Source organism: Rhizobium sp. AC27/96 (assembly GCF_001692325.1).
Taxonomy (GTDB): Bacteria; Pseudomonadota; Alphaproteobacteria; order Rhizobiales; family Rhizobiaceae; genus Rhizobium.
The window spans coordinates 23955-38539 of the sequence record NZ_LXKN01000070.1 but is presented as its reverse complement, the minus strand read 5'-3'; the positions used below and the strand labels follow the sequence as shown (position 1 = coordinate 38539).

General features: G+C 60.3%; 16 protein-coding genes. 5 read left to right on the top strand and 11 right to left on the bottom strand.

Annotated elements, in window-relative coordinates; all coding sequences use genetic code 11:
- The first annotated feature begins 12 nt into the window (after positions 1 to 12).
- A complete protein-coding gene (locus tag A6U86_RS30915) occupies positions 13 to 1440 on the top strand; it encodes a gamma-aminobutyraldehyde dehydrogenase (RefSeq protein ID WP_068399853.1) in 1428 nt (475 codons plus the stop codon).
- 199 nt (positions 1441 to 1639) lie between these two features.
- Positions 1640 to 1813, top strand: coding sequence for a DUF1328 domain-containing protein (locus tag A6U86_RS30910; protein ID WP_068399851.1), 174 nt, complete (start codon positions 1640 to 1642; stop codon positions 1811 to 1813).
- Positions 1814 to 1845: 32 nt separating this feature from the next.
- Here A6U86_RS30910 and A6U86_RS30905 read toward each other — a convergent pair whose 3' ends face one another.
- From A6U86_RS30905 to A6U86_RS30850, 11 genes are all read right to left on the bottom strand, one after another.
- Positions 1846 to 2520 carry a DUF1345 domain-containing protein gene (locus tag A6U86_RS30905; RefSeq protein ID WP_068399848.1) on the bottom strand — a complete coding sequence of 225 codons (675 nt, stop codon included), beginning with the start codon at positions 2518 to 2520 and terminating at the stop codon, positions 1846 to 1848.
- Between the two features lie 108 nt (positions 2521 to 2628).
- Positions 2629 to 3360, bottom strand: coding sequence for an SDR family oxidoreductase (locus A6U86_RS30900; protein WP_068400493.1), 732 nt, complete (start codon positions 3358 to 3360; stop codon positions 2629 to 2631).
- 107 nt (positions 3361 to 3467) lie between these two features.
- Positions 3468 to 4601 (bottom strand): ABC transporter substrate-binding protein, encoded by a 1134-nt coding sequence (locus A6U86_RS30895; RefSeq protein WP_141683858.1) that lies wholly within the window; start codon positions 4599 to 4601, stop codon positions 3468 to 3470.
- A complete protein-coding gene (locus tag A6U86_RS30890; RefSeq protein WP_068399846.1) occupies positions 4598 to 5059 on the bottom strand; it encodes a MaoC/PaaZ C-terminal domain-containing protein in 462 nt (153 codons plus the stop codon). The genes A6U86_RS30895 and A6U86_RS30890 overlap by 4 nt, the downstream gene beginning before the upstream one ends.
- A 3-nt stretch (positions 5060 to 5062) precedes the next feature.
- Positions 5063 to 6136 carry a Gfo/Idh/MocA family protein gene (locus A6U86_RS30885; protein WP_068399843.1) on the bottom strand — a complete coding sequence of 358 codons (1074 nt, stop codon included), beginning with the start codon at positions 6134 to 6136 and terminating at the stop codon, positions 5063 to 5065.
- Between the two features lie 174 nt (positions 6137 to 6310).
- The gene (locus tag A6U86_RS30875; RefSeq protein WP_068399838.1) at positions 6311 to 6640 is read right to left on the bottom strand and encodes an L-rhamnose mutarotase; all 330 of its coding nucleotides are present in this window, start codon (positions 6638 to 6640) and stop codon (positions 6311 to 6313) included.
- 13 nt (positions 6641 to 6653) lie between these two features.
- Positions 6654 to 7766, bottom strand: coding sequence for a mandelate racemase/muconate lactonizing enzyme family protein (locus tag A6U86_RS30870; protein WP_068399836.1), 1113 nt, complete (start codon positions 7764 to 7766; stop codon positions 6654 to 6656).
- 10 nt (positions 7767 to 7776) lie between these two features.
- The gene (locus A6U86_RS30865; protein ID WP_068399833.1) at positions 7777 to 8874 is read right to left on the bottom strand and encodes an ABC transporter ATP-binding protein; all 1098 of its coding nucleotides are present in this window, start codon (positions 8872 to 8874) and stop codon (positions 7777 to 7779) included.
- A gap of 5 nt (positions 8875 to 8879) precedes the next feature.
- Positions 8880 to 9746, bottom strand: coding sequence for a carbohydrate ABC transporter permease (locus tag A6U86_RS30860; protein WP_068399830.1), 867 nt, complete (start codon positions 9744 to 9746; stop codon positions 8880 to 8882).
- Between the two features lie 2 nt (positions 9747 to 9748).
- Entirely contained in the window at positions 9749 to 10642 is an 894-nt protein-coding gene (locus tag A6U86_RS30855; RefSeq protein WP_068399828.1) for a carbohydrate ABC transporter permease, read from the bottom strand.
- Between the two features lie 176 nt (positions 10643 to 10818).
- Positions 10819 to 12135 (bottom strand): sugar ABC transporter substrate-binding protein, encoded by a 1317-nt coding sequence (locus A6U86_RS30850; RefSeq protein WP_068399826.1) that lies wholly within the window; start codon positions 12133 to 12135, stop codon positions 10819 to 10821.
- A 179-nt stretch (positions 12136 to 12314) separates the two neighbouring features.
- On the opposite strand from A6U86_RS30850, the gene A6U86_RS30845 reads away from it, so the two are divergent.
- The 3 genes from A6U86_RS30845 (at position 12315) to A6U86_RS30835 (ending at position 14585) form a co-directional block, all read left to right on the top strand.
- Positions 12315 to 13106, top strand: coding sequence for an IclR family transcriptional regulator (locus A6U86_RS30845; protein ID WP_068400489.1), 792 nt, complete (start codon positions 12315 to 12317; stop codon positions 13104 to 13106).
- A gap of 65 nt (positions 13107 to 13171) precedes the next feature.
- Complete coding sequence (locus A6U86_RS30840; RefSeq protein WP_068399823.1) at positions 13172 to 14008, top strand: amidohydrolase; 837 nt, start codon at positions 13172 to 13174, stop codon at positions 14006 to 14008.
- A gap of 31 nt (positions 14009 to 14039) precedes the next feature.
- On the top strand, positions 14040 to 14585 hold the full coding sequence (locus tag A6U86_RS30835; RefSeq protein WP_068399821.1) for a MaoC family dehydratase: 546 nt from the start codon (positions 14040 to 14042) through the stop codon (positions 14583 to 14585).

Genomic DNA, 14585 nt, shown 5'->3' with positions numbered 1-14585 from the left:
AGGGAGAGAATAATGGATACCCAGATGCTGATCGGCTCCCGCTTCGAGGCCGGCACCGAAACGGAAGAGCAAGTGCTCAACCCGAAGACCGGGGAGAAAGTGCTCAATCTGCCTGAGGCGTCGCTTGGCCAGATCGATGCCGCCGTCGACGCTGCCGAAAAGGCCTTCACGAGTTGGTCACAGACCACGCCAAGCCAGCGCTCGGCTTATCTCCTCAAGATCGCCGACGCCATCGAGCGGGATGCCGAGGGCTTTGCTGCGCTGGAGGCGCTCAACTGCGGCAAGCCGATCAATGCCGTCCTTAATGACGAGATTCCGGCAATCGTCGACTGCTATCGCTTCTTTGCCGGCGCGGTGCGCAACCTTCACGGCCCAGTCGCCGGCGAATACCTGCCCGGCCATACCTCGATGATCCGCCGCGATCCGATCGGCATCGTCGGCTCCATTGCGCCCTGGAACTATCCGCTGATGATGATGGCCTGGAAGCTCGCCCCGGCCATTGCCGGCGGCAACACCGTCGTCTTCAAGCCCTCCGAGCAGACGCCGCTGACGGCGCTGAAGATGGCAAAGCTGCTCGCGGATATCCTGCCGGAAGGCGTCGTCAACGTCATCCTCGGCCGCGGCGAGAGCGTCGGCAATACGCTCATCAACCACCCGAAGATCGACATGGTCTCCATCACCGGCGATGTCGCCACCGGCAAGAAGGTCCTGCAAGCCGCCGCCAAGACGGTGAAGCGCACGCATCTCGAACTCGGCGGCAAGGCGCCCGTCATCATCTTCGACGATGCTGATATCGACGCCGTCGTCGCTGGCATCCGCACCTTCGGCTACTACAATGCCGGTCAGGACTGCACCGCCGCCTGCCGCATCTATGCCGATGCCAAGATCTACGACAATTTCGTCGCCGACCTCACCTCCGCCGTGTCGAGCATCAAGTTCAACCAGGCAGACGACACCGAAAACGAGATCGGCCCGCTGATCTCCAAGCGCCAGCGCGACCGTGTGGAAAGCTTCGTTGCGCGCGCCTCCGAACACAAGCACATGGAAATCACCACCGGCGGCAAAACATCAGGCGACCGCGGCTTCTTCTACGCCCCGACTATCGTTGCCGGCGCGACGCAGGACGACGAGATCGTCCGCCGCGAAGTCTTCGGCCCCGTCGTCTCGGTCACGCGCTTCACCAACTCCGACGATGCCGTAGCCTGGGCCAATGACAGCGACTACGGCCTCGCCTCCTCGGTCTGGACCAAGGACATCAGCCGCGGCATGCAGACCGCCGCCCGGCTGCAATATGGCTGCACCTGGATCAACACCCACTTCATGCTGGTCAACGAGATGCCGCATGGCGGCCTGAAGCAATCCGGCTACGGCAAGGATATGTCAGTCTACGCTATCGAAGATTACACTGCCGTCCGGCATGTGATGATCAATCACGGGTGAGATGCAGCTGTCGATGACAGTCGGTTTTCTCGAGTTCGTGGTGAGAATACCCCCCTTTGTCCCTTTCGGGACAAAGGGGGGTGCCGCACTCTCCGTAAACTCCCGCGAAAGACGACAACACCCCATTAATCGAAACGCCCTCGGAACAATTTCCCATCTCCCGCGTCTTTAAGAAGTACAACGCAGAGGAGACTGCTAAATGCTGAAATGGGCTCTTATTTTCTTTGTAGTTTCGCTGATCAGCGGCTTTTTCGGCTTTTCAGGCGTATCGGCGGCGACCGCAACCATCGCGCGCGTCCTGTTCGGCATCTTCCTGATCATCTTCCTGATATTCCTGGTCCTTGCCGTTATGGCCGGCAACGCCGTCGTCTGACGATATAAGCCGCTATTGTTGGAGGGGCGGGCCTAGATCAGGCTCGCCCCAACATTTATGGCGAGCGCCAGGATCGTCGTATTGAAAAGGAACGACAGGATGGCATGCAAAAGCACCAGCTTACGCATGCCGACCGTGGAAACGCCGATATCGGCGGTTTGAGCGGCAACGCCGATAGTGAAGGAAAAATAGAGAAAGTCCCAGTAGACCGGCTCTTCCACCGGCTCCGCGAATTTAAGCCCCATCCCCTTGCCGGGATTGGCGTAGAAGCGGTGCGCGTAGTGGATCGTGAACAGCATGTGCAGGAATGCCCAGGAGATCAGGATCGTCACGATCGCCATCATCACGCGGAAAAATGCCACCTCCGGCGAGGCATCCTTCACACCGATCAGATCGAGGACAATGCCGCCGATGCTGGCAACTGCCGCCCCGATCGACAGGATCAGCAGCAGCACATCGGAGAAATCGAGGTCGGCTGAGCGCTTGCGGATGCGTTGCACATCGGCCGTCAGCATCCGATAGAGGCTGTAGACGATATAGACGACAGCCGTCGTATCCCAGGCGATGAGCAGGTTGCCGGTATTGAGATCCCTTGAGGTCAGCAGTAGAAAAACCGCGATGCCGACAAGCACGGCAATCAGGATCACCTGATGCTTGCGCAACAGCACGAGCCCTCTGGAACGATGCAAAAGTCCGTTGGTGCCCATGCGTCGTTCTCCCGATCGAAAATCGTCTTGCAGAACCGATTCGCCGATGAGAGTGACAAATAAAAGGAGGCCCCGCAATACAGGGCCTCCGAGCCATGGAACCGAGGTTCAGCCGGTCCAGCCACCGTCGACGACATGAATCTGGCCGGTCGTGAAGCCAGCCTCGTCGCCCGCCAGATAGGTCACCAGCGCGGCGATCTCTTCGGCCGTCGCGATGCGGCCCATCGGCTGGCGGGCGATGAAGTCCTTCATCGCCTTGTCGTAGTCGCCGGTTGCCTTCAGCCGCTCATGAAGCGACGGGCTGTCAACCGTGCCGGGGCAAATGGCGTTGGCGCGAATGCCCTTGGCGACGAAGTCGGCGGCGATCGCCTTGGTAAGCCCGATGACCGCAGCCTTGGAAGCACCATAGGCGAAGCGATTGGGCACGCCTTTCACGCTGGAAGCGACGGAGGACATATTGACGATCGAGCCCTTGCCCTTCTCCAGCATGCCCGGCAGGAAAGCGCGGCAGGTCGTGTACATCGCCTTGGCGTTGAGGTTGAACGAGAAATCCCAGTCCTTTTCCTCGCAATCGAGGATCGTGCCGGAATGGACAAAGCCGGCGCAATTGAAGAGCACATCGACGGGGCCGAGTTCCTCGGCGTAAGCCTTGACCGCTGCACCGTCGAGCACGTTCAACACATGCTTGCTGGCACCTTCCAGCGTCGCAAGCGTCTGCTCATTGATGTCGGTGGCGTAAACATGCGCGCCGAGCGAGATGAAACGCTCCGCCGAAGCCCGGCCGATGCCCTGCCCCGCCGCCGTGATGACGACCTTCTTGCCTTCCAACCCGTGACCCATAGTTCTGATCCTTTCCTCGGGAACCATGACCCCTTCCATTTCGGCCGGCCGCATAGCCAACACAGGATAAGATCATGCAATAACAAACAGATGGCGCAGCCCTTGCCTTACCCGTCGAACGATTGCGCGAAGCGCCGGTTGAGCTTTTCGATAAGGACTGTATGCCGCTCACCGGTTCGCAGTCCATCGCTAATCACCTCGGATGCGTCGCTCTGAAATGCCATGTAGCCGTCATGTCGCGGCCGCACATAGGCGCCTTCCAGCGTCGCGCGCGTGTTGCGGTAGAAGGCGAGCGACGGCGCATTGACCGCGTCGCTGACCCAGGCGTCGGCATGGCCCGGCTGACCGTTGCTGTCGGCATAAATACCTGCCTGTACCGGCCCGCCGGCAATCCAGCGTGCAAAGGCTTTCGCCTCCTCCGGCGCCTTCGTTCGGGCGGATACGGCAATGCCCGTGCCGCCAAGCGCCGAGCCGTTCGGCGCACGCCCATCGATGACAGGCATATCCGCGAAAGCGATCCGCTCCGGCCGGAAGCCCGCAAAGGAATAGTTGACGTAACCATAGATAAAGGGCGATGCCACATAGGGGCTATCCGGCTGACCCATCAGGTCGAGCACGGCGATCGGGTCCATTTCGTAGCAGCTGATATCCATCGCGGCGACGATCCGCGCCATCCAATCGAGCACCGCTTCGCCATCAGCTTTCGCAATGAAATCCGGTCCTTCGATGCTGCAGGACGTGCCGAGATGGGCAGCCAGCGTGATGAACGTCATCAGCGAATGCGGCGGCCGCATCGGCAGGATTGCCTTGCTCTTTTCAGCGAGCGTCACGAATTCGGCGAGATCCTTGATCGGCACGCTCAGTCGGTCAGGCCGATAGGCTTGCACCTGCGTCGCCGCATCGAGTGGAAAGGCCCATTGCCGCCCCTGCCAGTTGTAGCTTGGATAGGAGCGGCCGACCGTACCGGCTGCGATCGCTGCGATCTCATCGGCATGCGAGGCATCATCAAGCGGCAGCAGGCAGTTTTCGCGCGTAATCTGTCCGACATGCGGGTGATCGATGACGATCAGATCGTATTGAGCGGCAAGCTCCTCCACCGGAAAGGTTTCGAAATCCTGCAGTGAGCGCTTCTCCCAGGTGATTTCGACACCGGTCTTTTCCTGCCAGAGTTTTGAGCAGGCCAGCATCGGATCGTAGCCGCGCGGATGCGACCAAGTCATTCCCTTAAGCTTCACCATCACGCCTTCCCCGCAGCCGGCTTGCGCTCGACGACAAGAATATGATCGGCAGCGAGCACGACTTCGTCGCGCTGGTTCAGCACTTCGCAGCGTTCGACGACACGGCCGGCGGCCGGCCGCTTCGGATCATCCTCTTTCGCCGAAATGGTAACGCGGGTGCGGATCGTATCGCCGATATGCACCGGCCGGACGAAGCGGAGCCGGTCATAGCCATAGGAAAAGGCGACGGGATTGATGAGCGACGCCGTAAGGCCAACGCCGATCGCAAAGATCATCGTGCCATGGGCGATGCGCTGGCCGCCGGGCAAGGTCTTGGCGAATTCAGCATCCATGTGATGCGGGAAGAAATCCCCGGTATGGCCGGCATGGACAACGAAATCTGTCTCGGTAATCGTCCGTCCGGTGGTCACCCGGACATGGCCGAGTTCGTAGTCTTCGAAATAGATGGTTTGCTCAGACATTCCTCAAGCCTTTGGAAGTTCGGCAATCGGCGTCGCCGGAGCGGCGCTCGACTGATAGGCGGCTTCAACCAGCGCCATGGTCTGCCAGGCATCTTCGACCGAGCCGACCAGCACCTTGTCCTCGCCCGAGGCAAAGCGTTGCAGATTGGCCATGCGATTGACGAAGGCATCCGGGAACCAGGCGCCTTCGAGCTTCACCGCGACCCAATCACCGCCACCATCGGGGCGGATCCACAGCTCGTCCGGCTCGCCCCGCGGATAGTCGAGATTGACGCCGAGCTTCACATAGGCCGCCCCCTTGGTGCCGGCGATGCGGAACTCGCAGGCCTGGAATTTGCGGCCAAAATCATGATCGTGATTGACCGAGAGCACGCAGCGCAACTTGTCGCCATAGTCGAGGATCGCCGCTGTCCGCGTCTGGGCGACGTCGTGATTGGGATGACCGATGGTCTTCGCATGGACGCCAAGCGGATTGCCGAGCAGGCCGCGAATGAAATCGAGATAGTGGATCGAGTGCATGGCGATCTCGATCCGTGGCAAGCCTTTCAGGAAGGGCCAGAGCCCCCATGGGGTGGCGAGCGCCAACCAGGCATCGAAATCGACAACCTCGCCGAGATAGCCCCTCTCCACGGCATCATAGAGCGCCAGCATCATCGGCGCGAAGCGCAGCTGGAAATTGACGGCAGCCTTGATGTCTCGCTCGCGGCACACCCGCAGGATGTCTGTGGCACCAGTGAGATCGCTGCCCATTGGCTTCTGGATCAACGCGAAGGAGTCGCGCGGCAATTTCGACAGGATCGGCGCATGGGCGGCCGGCGGTGTCGCAAGATCGAAGATCGCGCCTTCGACGGCAAGTGCTTCAGCCTCGGAGGCGAAAGCCCGGATGCCCCGTTGAGCGGCCAGCGCCGCCGCTTTCTCGGTGTTTGGATCGTATAGACCCGCGACCGGAAAGCCGCCTTGCTTGTAGGCAGGCAGATGCGCGTCACCGACGATGCTGCCCGCACCGAAGATCACAATCGGACGCAGCTTCGATGGCTTCGGCCACCATTGGCGAAGGGATGTGGGATCGAAAGTCATCTCACCCTCCCCTTGAGGGGGAGGGTCGGACCGAAGGTCCGGGGCGGGGTGATGTCCCCCAGTGCGAGAATGGCAGCGCTATGCGCCCGGAGCATCACCCCCATCCGCGCGTTCCGCGCGACCTCCCCCCTCAAGGGGGAGGTGACTGCTCCGCAGTCCTCCCTATTCCAATCTCTAATCATGATGAAACACCTCCTCCATCATGGCCCACCACTCACCTTCCTTACGAGTATCAAGCGGCTTCTGGCAGGGGATGCAAACCGACCACCATTCCTGGTTCTTCGGGCTGGCGGCCATCTTGCGCATATCGGCCTCGAAGTCCGTGCCGACATATTCCCAATAGCCGAAGAGCAGGTTTTCCGGCTCCTTCAGGAAGATCGAATAGTTGGTGATGTTGCAGTCCGAGATCAGCGCCAGAATCTCGGGCCAGACGGCCGCATGCAGCGCCTTGTATTCCGCGACCTTGGCCGGCTCGAGGCCGATCACCATACCCATCCGTTGCATGGCCAGTTCCTCCTCAGCCGTGGATTTCGCGGGTGAATTCGCCGATCGAGCGCGCCTTCACAGCCTCCCAATCCCACTCGATACCGATGCCGGGCTCGGAGGGCGCAAGTGCCATACCGTCGACGATCTCCATGCCCTTGGTCGTGAGGTCATCGAGCTGCGGAATGTACTCGACATATTTGCCGTTCGGCACGGCACAGGTGAGGCTGACATGCAGCTCCATGAGGAAGTGCGGGCAGACGGGAATATCGAAGGCTTCGGCCGCATGCGCCACCTTCAGCCAAGGCGTAATGCCGCCGATGCGCGCAACGTCGACCTGAACGATCGAGCAGGCGCCCTTCTGCATGTATTCGCGGAAATGCCGGATCGAGTACATGGATTCGCCGACCGCGATCGGCGTCGGCGTCGACCGTGTCAGCCGGATATGGCCATCGAGATCGTCAGCCGGCAGCGGCTCCTCGATCCACGCAAGGTCGAGCTCCTTCAAGCGTGCCGCCCGGCGGATCGCCTCATCGACGGTAAAGCCCTGATTGCAGTCTGTCATGATCTCGAAACCGGAACCGAGCGCCAGGCGCATCGCCGCAAGCCGATCGTAATCCTCGGACCCATGCGGCTTGCCGATCTTCACCTTCGAGCCGGAAAAGCCCTTGGCCTTCGCCTGCAGGGCGTCCTCGACCAAGGCTTCCTTTTCGATATGCAGCCAACCGCCCTCGGTCGTATAGAGCGGGCACCGGTCCTTGGCGCCGCCGGCCAGCTTCCAAAGCGGCAGGTTCTGCTTCTTGGCCCGCAGGTCCCATAGCGCGGTATCGACAGCGGCAAGCGCCAGAGCGGTGATAGGCCCGATGGTCGTCGCATGGGTGGCGAATTCAAGCTTGTGCCAGATGGCTTCGATGCAGTCGGCATCCTCGCCGATCAAGAGCGGCACCAGATGATCTGACAGCAGCCGCATGACGGAGGAGCCGCCGGTGCCGATCGTATAGCTGTAGCCCGTGCCGACCGCGCCGTCGCTGTCGGTGATGGTGACGATCGGCGTCTCCTGGCTGACGAAGCTCTGGATCGCATCCGTCCGCTTCACCTTTGGCGGCAGGTCGACCATGCGCAGTTCTATTTTCTCGATGCGTGCCATGGGGTATTCCTTAGATTGCCAGGCTCTTGCCGGTTTCGACGGAAAAGAGATGCGCCTGACTAAGGTCGAAGCTCATTTTCAGCCGTTCCCCGCTCTTCAGAGAACGCGGATTGAGCATGCGCGACACCCATTCGCGCCCGGCGAATTCGACGAAAACAAGCGTTTCATTGCCGAGCGGCTCGGTGATGGCGACAGGCAATGTCAGCTCATGCACGGCCGATTCCGCACCGGAATGCAGACCATGGCCGGTCGGAAAAATGTCATCGGGCCTGAGGCCGAAGGCGACTTTTTCACCCTCCTTGACCTTGCCGGCAAACTGGCTCGGCAGCGGTAACCGGTCGCCGTTCTTGAACACCAGCTCGCCCGCCTTCAGCGTCGCCTCTTCGATATTCATCGGCGGCGAGCCGATAAAGCCGGCGACGAAACGCGTGGCGGGCCGCTTGAACACTTCGTCCGGCGTGCCGACCTGCTCGATATAGCCGTCGCGCATGATGACGATGCGGTCGGCCAGCGTCATGGCCTCGACCTGGTCGTGCGTGACGTAGACCACCGTCGACTGCACCTTGGCATGCAGCTTCTTGATCTCGGTGCGCATCTGCGTGCGCAGCTTGGCGTCGAGGTTCGACAATGGCTCGTCGAACAGGAAGACCTCTGGCTGGCGCACGATGGCGCGGCCCATGGCAACGCGCTGGCGCTGGCCGCCGGAAAGCTGTGCCGGGCGGCGGTCCATCAGGGCTTCAAGGCTCAGAATGGTGGCCGCTTCGTTGACGCGTCGATCGATCTCGCTCTGTGGCTGCTTGGCGATCTTCAGCGAGAAACCCATATTCTCGCGCACCGTCATATGCGGATAGAGCGCATAGGACTGGAACACCATAGAGATATTGCGGTCGCGTGGCGGCAGCTCGTTGACTACCGTGTTGCCGATTTCGATCGTGCCGCCCGAGACTTCCTCAAGGCCGGCAATCATGCGCAGCGTCGTCGACTTGCCGCAGCCGGAGGGGCCGACGAGCGCGATGAATTCCTTGTCGGCGATGTCGAGATCGATACCGTGGACGATTTCCAGCGCGCCGTAGCGCTTGACGAGTTTTTTGAGAGAAACCTGAGCCATTGATATCAACCTTTGACCGCACCGAATGTCAGACCCGACACCAGATGCTTCTGAATGATGAAAGTGAGAGCGAGCGCCGGAATGATCATCACGACCGCGAGCGCACACATGCCGCGCCAGTCGATGGTGAACTCGGACGTATAGTCGAGCAGGCCCACAGGTAGCGTCTTCGAATCGACCGAGCGCGTCAGCTGCGAGGCCAGTGCATATTCATTCCAGCAGGTGAGGAAGGCGAAGATGCCGGCCGACGCGATGCCGGGGCCTGCAAGCGGAAACTCCACCTGCCAGAAAGCCTGCCAGCGCGTGCAGCCGTCAATCTGGGCGGCTTCGGCAAGATCCTTCGGCACCTGCCGGAAGAAGCCATCGATCAGCCAGATGGTGAAGGGCACATTCAGCGCGACATAGGTGAGGATGAGGCCGAAATGCGTGTCGATGATGCCGAGCCGCGCATAGACCATGAAGAGCGGCAGCGACAGGGCGACGCCGGGCACGGAGCGGGTCAGCATAAGCCCGAGGAACACCGTCGACTTGCCTGTGAAGCGGAAGCGGGCGAAAGCATAGCCGCCGGACATGCCGATGATGAGTGCGATGGCAGTCGAGGTGATCGAAATGATCAGTGAATTGCGGAAATAATCCCAGACGGGAATGCCGCCCTGCCCCACGCCGCTGAACATCGAGCGATAGGCTTCCAGCGAAAGCTCCTGCGGGATCCAGACCGGGGGCTTCGCCATGATCTCCACGGTCGGGCGCAGCGAGCTGATGATGATCCAGAGGCCCGGCAGGCAGATGATGAGCATCGCGATGAAGAGGCCGATGAGATAGGCGACTTTGCGCAGGCGGCGCTGCAGGCGTTGTTGAGCGTTGCGATCCATGATTACCACTCCGCTCCGATCTGGGTGCGGGCAAGGGCCAGCTTACGGAAGAAATAGACTGTGAAGGCGATCGAAAGAATGATCGAGACATAGGCCATGGCGTTGGCGAGCCCCATTTGCGCATCGGCATAGGCGGTACGCCCGACCAGCGTCCAGATCAGCTCCGTGCGCCGCGCCGGACCGCCATCGGTCATGATCTTGACGATGTCATAGGCGCGGGCGACGTCGAGCGAGCGGATCGTCATGGCGATGAAGGCAAAGGGCATGAGGAACGGCCAGGTGACGTAGCGGAAGGTCTGCCAGCCCGTACAGCCGTCGACCTTGGCGGCCTCGACTGGTTCCTGCGGCATGGCGAAGAGGCCAGCCAGAATGAGGATGGCGAAGACTGAGGTCGACGACCAGACTTCCGCAACGATGATCGAAAACAGCGCCAGACTGCCGTCGATCAGCCACGGTATGGCATCGTTGGTGATACCAAGCGACTGCAGCGCATTGTTGATGATGCCGACATTGTCGTTGAACATGAATTTGAACTGGAAGCCGACGAGCACAGGCGAAAACATCATCGGGAACATCATCAGCGTGCGCAGGATGCGCTTGCCGTGCGTCGCCTTGTTGACCAGGAGAGCCAATCCCAGGCCGAGCAGCATTTCCAGATTGAGCGCAATCGTCAGCAGCACGACGGTGCGCACGAAAGCGGCCAGAAACACCGGGTCCGTCAGGATGCGGATGTAGTTGCGCAGGCCGATGAAAGTGAAGAGCGTCGCCGGCCGCGTCAGACGAAACGGCGTGAAGCTGGAATAGAAGGACAAGAGCAGCGGAAACAACACCACGGCCGCAAGGACGATGATCGCCGGCAGAAGAAGCAGGACCGGTGGGGATATCTTTTTGAACATGGTTTGCACCTGTCGGCATTCCTCGGCAGCGTGGCCCGGACTGCGTGGAATGGATTGCTTGGGACGAGAAACCGGCAGCGCCGGCCAGTGCCTTGCAGCAGCGGTCGAAAGCCATTCTCGGAGTCAGATTGTGGAAGTCCCGCGCATTTCGGGGCGCGGGACTTCGATTGCATCGCTTAGAGCGCGCCGGCGTCCTTCAGGACATCGGTCGCCTTCTGGGCGGCAGCGTCGAGCGCCTGCTTGGAGGTCTTGTCGCCGAGGATGGCGGCCTGGAGCTCAGGATAGACGACGTTGGAAATCTCGATCCATTGCGGCGTGCGCGGGACCGGGAAAGCGTATTTCATCGATTCCTGGAAGGTGCTCAGCACTTCCTTCTTGTAAGGGTCGGAAGCAGCCTGCTGGATGTCCCACTCCCAGACAGCCTTGCGGGTCGGCAGCGTGCCGTTGGCAGCTTCGAGCTTCTGCGAGTCGTCGTTGGTCAGGAACCAGACGAGCGAAGCGGCGGCGTCCTTGTGGGCGCAAGCCTCGGTCACCGAGAAGCCATGATGGCCGGACCAGCCGGTGTGCTTGCCGGACGAGCCGACCGGCTGCACGACGACACCGACATTGCCCGCGACCTTGGAAGACTTCGGATCGTTGAAATAGGTCGCCCAGCCCGGCCAGTCGAGATCGAGCGCGATCGAACCGGACGCAAAGCCTGCGCCGAGATCGTCCCACAGATAGTTGGTCGTGCCGGCGGGAACTGCTTTCGCCTTGTACATGTTGACGAACCAGTCGAGCGCACGCACGCCGGCTTCGGAATTGAAGGCGGGCTTGCCGTCCTTGTCGAGATAGTCACCGCCTTCGGCGACCAGCATTTCAAAGAAGCGACCGTTGATCGCCTCTTCCTTGCCGGGGAACTGCGTGCCGAAGAAATTCGGCGGGTTGGAGAAGAAGATCGCCTGATCGGACACTTCCTTCCAGGTCTTCGGCGGCGCCAGATCATAGCCATACTTCGCCTTGAACGCCGTCTTCTTGGCGTCGTCGTTGTAAAGGCTCTTCTGATAGTAGAGCGCCGACACGTCGAACTGGGCGCGCGGCAGCATGATCAGGCGGCCATCGATGGTCGAGGCCTGAATGGTGGAATCGACGAACTGGCCGATTTCTTCCTTGGGCAGCAGCTTGGAAAGATCGGTGTAGAGGTCAGGATACTGAGGCGCGAAGGACGAATGGTTCGAGCCGACGCACCAGGAGATGCTGCCAGACGCCATGTCCGACTTGATTTCCTTGTCGAGCTCGAAATGGTTCTTCTTGGACAGGATGTTGACCTTGGCGCCCGTTTCCTTCTCCCACTCGGAAATGCGCGCATAAAGCGGCTCATATTGCTGGCCGCCGATGAGCTTGGCGTCGATCGTCACGCCCGGAAACTTGCCCGGCAGATCGGCAGCGAAGACCGAGGTGCTCGCAAGCAATGCCATCATGCCGGCGGCAAGACCGGCCTTCAATTTCCTCATCGAAATTCCTCCCAAAAAACCGGACCCCTTGTCCGATTGCCCTCTCGACCCAAATATGGATCAATAATTTATAAGTAAACATCTTATTCATTGGCCGTCAAGCCGTGATCGCGCGCTTGTCAAATGCATTCATTTATATATGAATGATGATTCATGTTTATTCGTTGGGGGACTCATTGATGAGTGTAGAAGACGACAGTGATCGCTACCGCGCGCCGGCGCTCGACAAGGGGCTCGACATATTGGAGCTGCTCGCCACGATCGATGGCGGTCTGACGCAGGCGGAAATCGCCAAGGCGCTCAACAAAAGCCCGAACGAATTCTACCGCATGCTCGACCGGCTGGTGCGGCGTGGCTACGTGCAGAGGCAGGATGGCGATCGCTTCTATCTGACGCTCAAGCTCTTCGGCCTCGCGCATTACCACGCGCCGGTGCGCCGGCTGGTGTCCTTCGCAACGCCGCTGATGCGCGAATTCTCCAACCGCGCCGAGCAGGCCTGCCATCTGGCGATCTACGACCGTGGCTCCGTCGTCGTCATCGCCCAGCAGGATTCGCCAACCTATTGGGGCATTTCGATCCGCGTCGGCGCCCAGATCAATCTCTATAATACCGGATCTGGTCACATCCTCCTGGCATTCCGGGATGACAAGCAACGACAGATGATGGTCAACGAGCAGAGACGTCAGGAGCAGGATACCGAGGAGCCGCCTGCCGACCTCGAGGAGAAGCTCGCGGCAATCCGCGAAAAGGGCTACGAGACCATGGACAGCCTGCAGACCAGCGGCGTGCACAACATTTCCGCACCCGTGCTGGCGATGGACGGCAATGCACTTGCCGCACTCACCTGCCCCTATATCGAGCCTGTGAACCCCAAGGCGCCGACGCGTGAACAGGTCGTCGAATATGCACGGGAAGCGGCAAAACTGATCTCGGAAACGGTAGCCGGCACGGTCGACAAGGCTGAGTTATAATTTTTATTTGAATAAACTATTCTTCTGTGAGTATATGTTGAGCAAGCAGGTATGGGAGGAACGCCATGCTTTTCGACAGCCACTTGCATATCGTCGACCGGAAAAAGCTCGCCTATCCCTGGCTGGCCGAAGCCGGTGCGCTCAATCGCGACAGCCTCTATGAGGATTATGCCCGCGAGGCCAAGCGGCTCGGCATCACCGATACGCTTCACATGGAAGTCGATGTCGCCGAGACCGATATCGAGCGCGAAACCGACTATGTCAGAGGCCTCAGCCGCGAGCCGGGCAGCCTGCTGCGCGGCGCCATTGCCGCCTGCCGCCCCGAGAGCAAAGATTTTCCCACCTATCTCGAACGCGTGCTTGCCGATCCCTTCGTCAAGGGATTCCGCCGCGTACTGCATGTCGTGCCTGATGACGTCTCCGAGGGCGCGCTGTTCCGCGAGAACCTGAAGCGGCTGAGTGGTACGAGGCTCACCTTCGATCTCTGTGTCCTCCCGCATCAAATATCCAAGGCGATCACGCTGATCGATCTCAATCCGAACGTTCGGTTCATTCTCGACCATTGCGGCGTACCCGCAGTGAAGGATGGGCTTAGCGAGAGCTGGTCGTCGGGGATCAGGGACGTCGCAAAACGGCCGAATGTCATCGTCAAAATTTCCGGCGTCGTCGCCTATGCCGAACCGGACAATTGGACACCCGAAACGCTGCGCCCCTACGTCGAGCACTGCATTGCTAGCTTCGGCTGGAACCGCGTCATCTGGGGCAGCGATTGGCCCGTCTGCACGCTCGGCGGCAATCTCTCCACCTGGGTCGCCGCCACCCATGCGCTGACGCAAGGGGTCAGCGCCGACGAACGCGACAGGCTTTATCATCTCAACGCCAAGCGCCTCTGGTCTCTCTGAGACCGGAGGATTTCCATCGAAAGTGAATGCCATGACCGCCACCGTCGGCGTATCCAGCACCCATCCGAAGACCATGCCGGCTGATCACGCCGAAATCCCGGTCTGGAACGCGGAAAACTGGTTCTATGAAGATTTCGAGCTCGGCCACAAGATCCGTTCGCTGCGCCGCACGATCTCCGAAGGTGAGTCTCAGCAATTCAATGCGCTGGTGCTCGACATGCACCCGTATGTCAGCGATCAGATCTTCGCCGAAACCGAGGGCCTGTTCGGCAAGCGGCTGGTTGCCGGCGCCTTCGTCTTTTCGGCCGGCCTCGGGCTTGTCGCCACCAATTGCGTCAACGCCTTTTCCTATGGCTATGACAAGCTGCGCTTCATCAAGCCGACGTTCATCGGCGACACCATCTACACCATCCGCACCAATCTGGATAAGCAGCCGAAATATGCCGAACTCGGCCTGATCCGCTCCTCTTACGAAGTCTTCAAAGGTGAAGGCGAGCTGGTGCTCTACTGCGAGCATATCCAGACTGTGCGCTACAAGAACGGCCGGCCGGCGGACGCGCCGCCGCTGAAGGCCTGA

What these genes read in the sequence shown, in the direction of transcription:
- A6U86_RS30845 (WP_068400489.1), top strand. Translation starts at nt 12,315, where the DNA reads ATGAGTGTAGAAGACGACAGTGATCGCTACCGCGCGCCGGCGCTCGAC.
- A6U86_RS30875 (WP_068399838.1), bottom strand. Translation starts at nt 6,640, where the DNA reads ATGCAACGGATGGGTATGGTGATCGGCCTCGAGCCGGCCAAGGTCGCG.
- A6U86_RS30855 (WP_068399828.1), bottom strand. Translation starts at nt 10,642, where the DNA reads ATGTTCAAAAAGATATCCCCACCGGTCCTGCTTCTTCTGCCGGCGATC.
- A6U86_RS30900 (WP_068400493.1), bottom strand. Translation starts at nt 3,360, where the DNA reads ATGGGTCACGGGTTGGAAGGCAAGAAGGTCGTCATCACGGCGGCGGGG.
- A6U86_RS30860 (WP_068399830.1), bottom strand. Translation starts at nt 9,746, where the DNA reads ATGGATCGCAACGCTCAACAACGCCTGCAGCGCCGCCTGCGCAAAGTC.
- A6U86_RS30835 (WP_068399821.1), top strand. Translation starts at nt 14,040, where the DNA reads ATGACCGCCACCGTCGGCGTATCCAGCACCCATCCGAAGACCATGCCG.
- A6U86_RS30915 (WP_068399853.1), top strand. Translation starts at nt 13, where the DNA reads ATGGATACCCAGATGCTGATCGGCTCCCGCTTCGAGGCCGGCACCGAA.
- A6U86_RS30905 (WP_068399848.1), bottom strand. Translation starts at nt 2,520, where the DNA reads ATGGGCACCAACGGACTTTTGCATCGTTCCAGAGGGCTCGTGCTGTTG.
- A6U86_RS30885 (WP_068399843.1), bottom strand. Translation starts at nt 6,136, where the DNA reads ATGACTTTCGATCCCACATCCCTTCGCCAATGGTGGCCGAAGCCATCG.
- A6U86_RS30865 (WP_068399833.1), bottom strand. Translation starts at nt 8,874, where the DNA reads ATGGCTCAGGTTTCTCTCAAAAAACTCGTCAAGCGCTACGGCGCGCTG.
- A6U86_RS30870 (WP_068399836.1), bottom strand. Translation starts at nt 7,766, where the DNA reads ATGGCACGCATCGAGAAAATAGAACTGCGCATGGTCGACCTGCCGCCA.
- A6U86_RS30910 (WP_068399851.1), top strand. Translation starts at nt 1,640, where the DNA reads ATGCTGAAATGGGCTCTTATTTTCTTTGTAGTTTCGCTGATCAGCGGC.
- A6U86_RS30840 (WP_068399823.1), top strand. Translation starts at nt 13,172, where the DNA reads ATGCTTTTCGACAGCCACTTGCATATCGTCGACCGGAAAAAGCTCGCC.
- A6U86_RS30850 (WP_068399826.1), bottom strand. Translation starts at nt 12,135, where the DNA reads ATGAGGAAATTGAAGGCCGGTCTTGCCGCCGGCATGATGGCATTGCTT.
- A6U86_RS30890 (WP_068399846.1), bottom strand. Translation starts at nt 5,059, where the DNA reads ATGTCTGAGCAAACCATCTATTTCGAAGACTACGAACTCGGCCATGTC.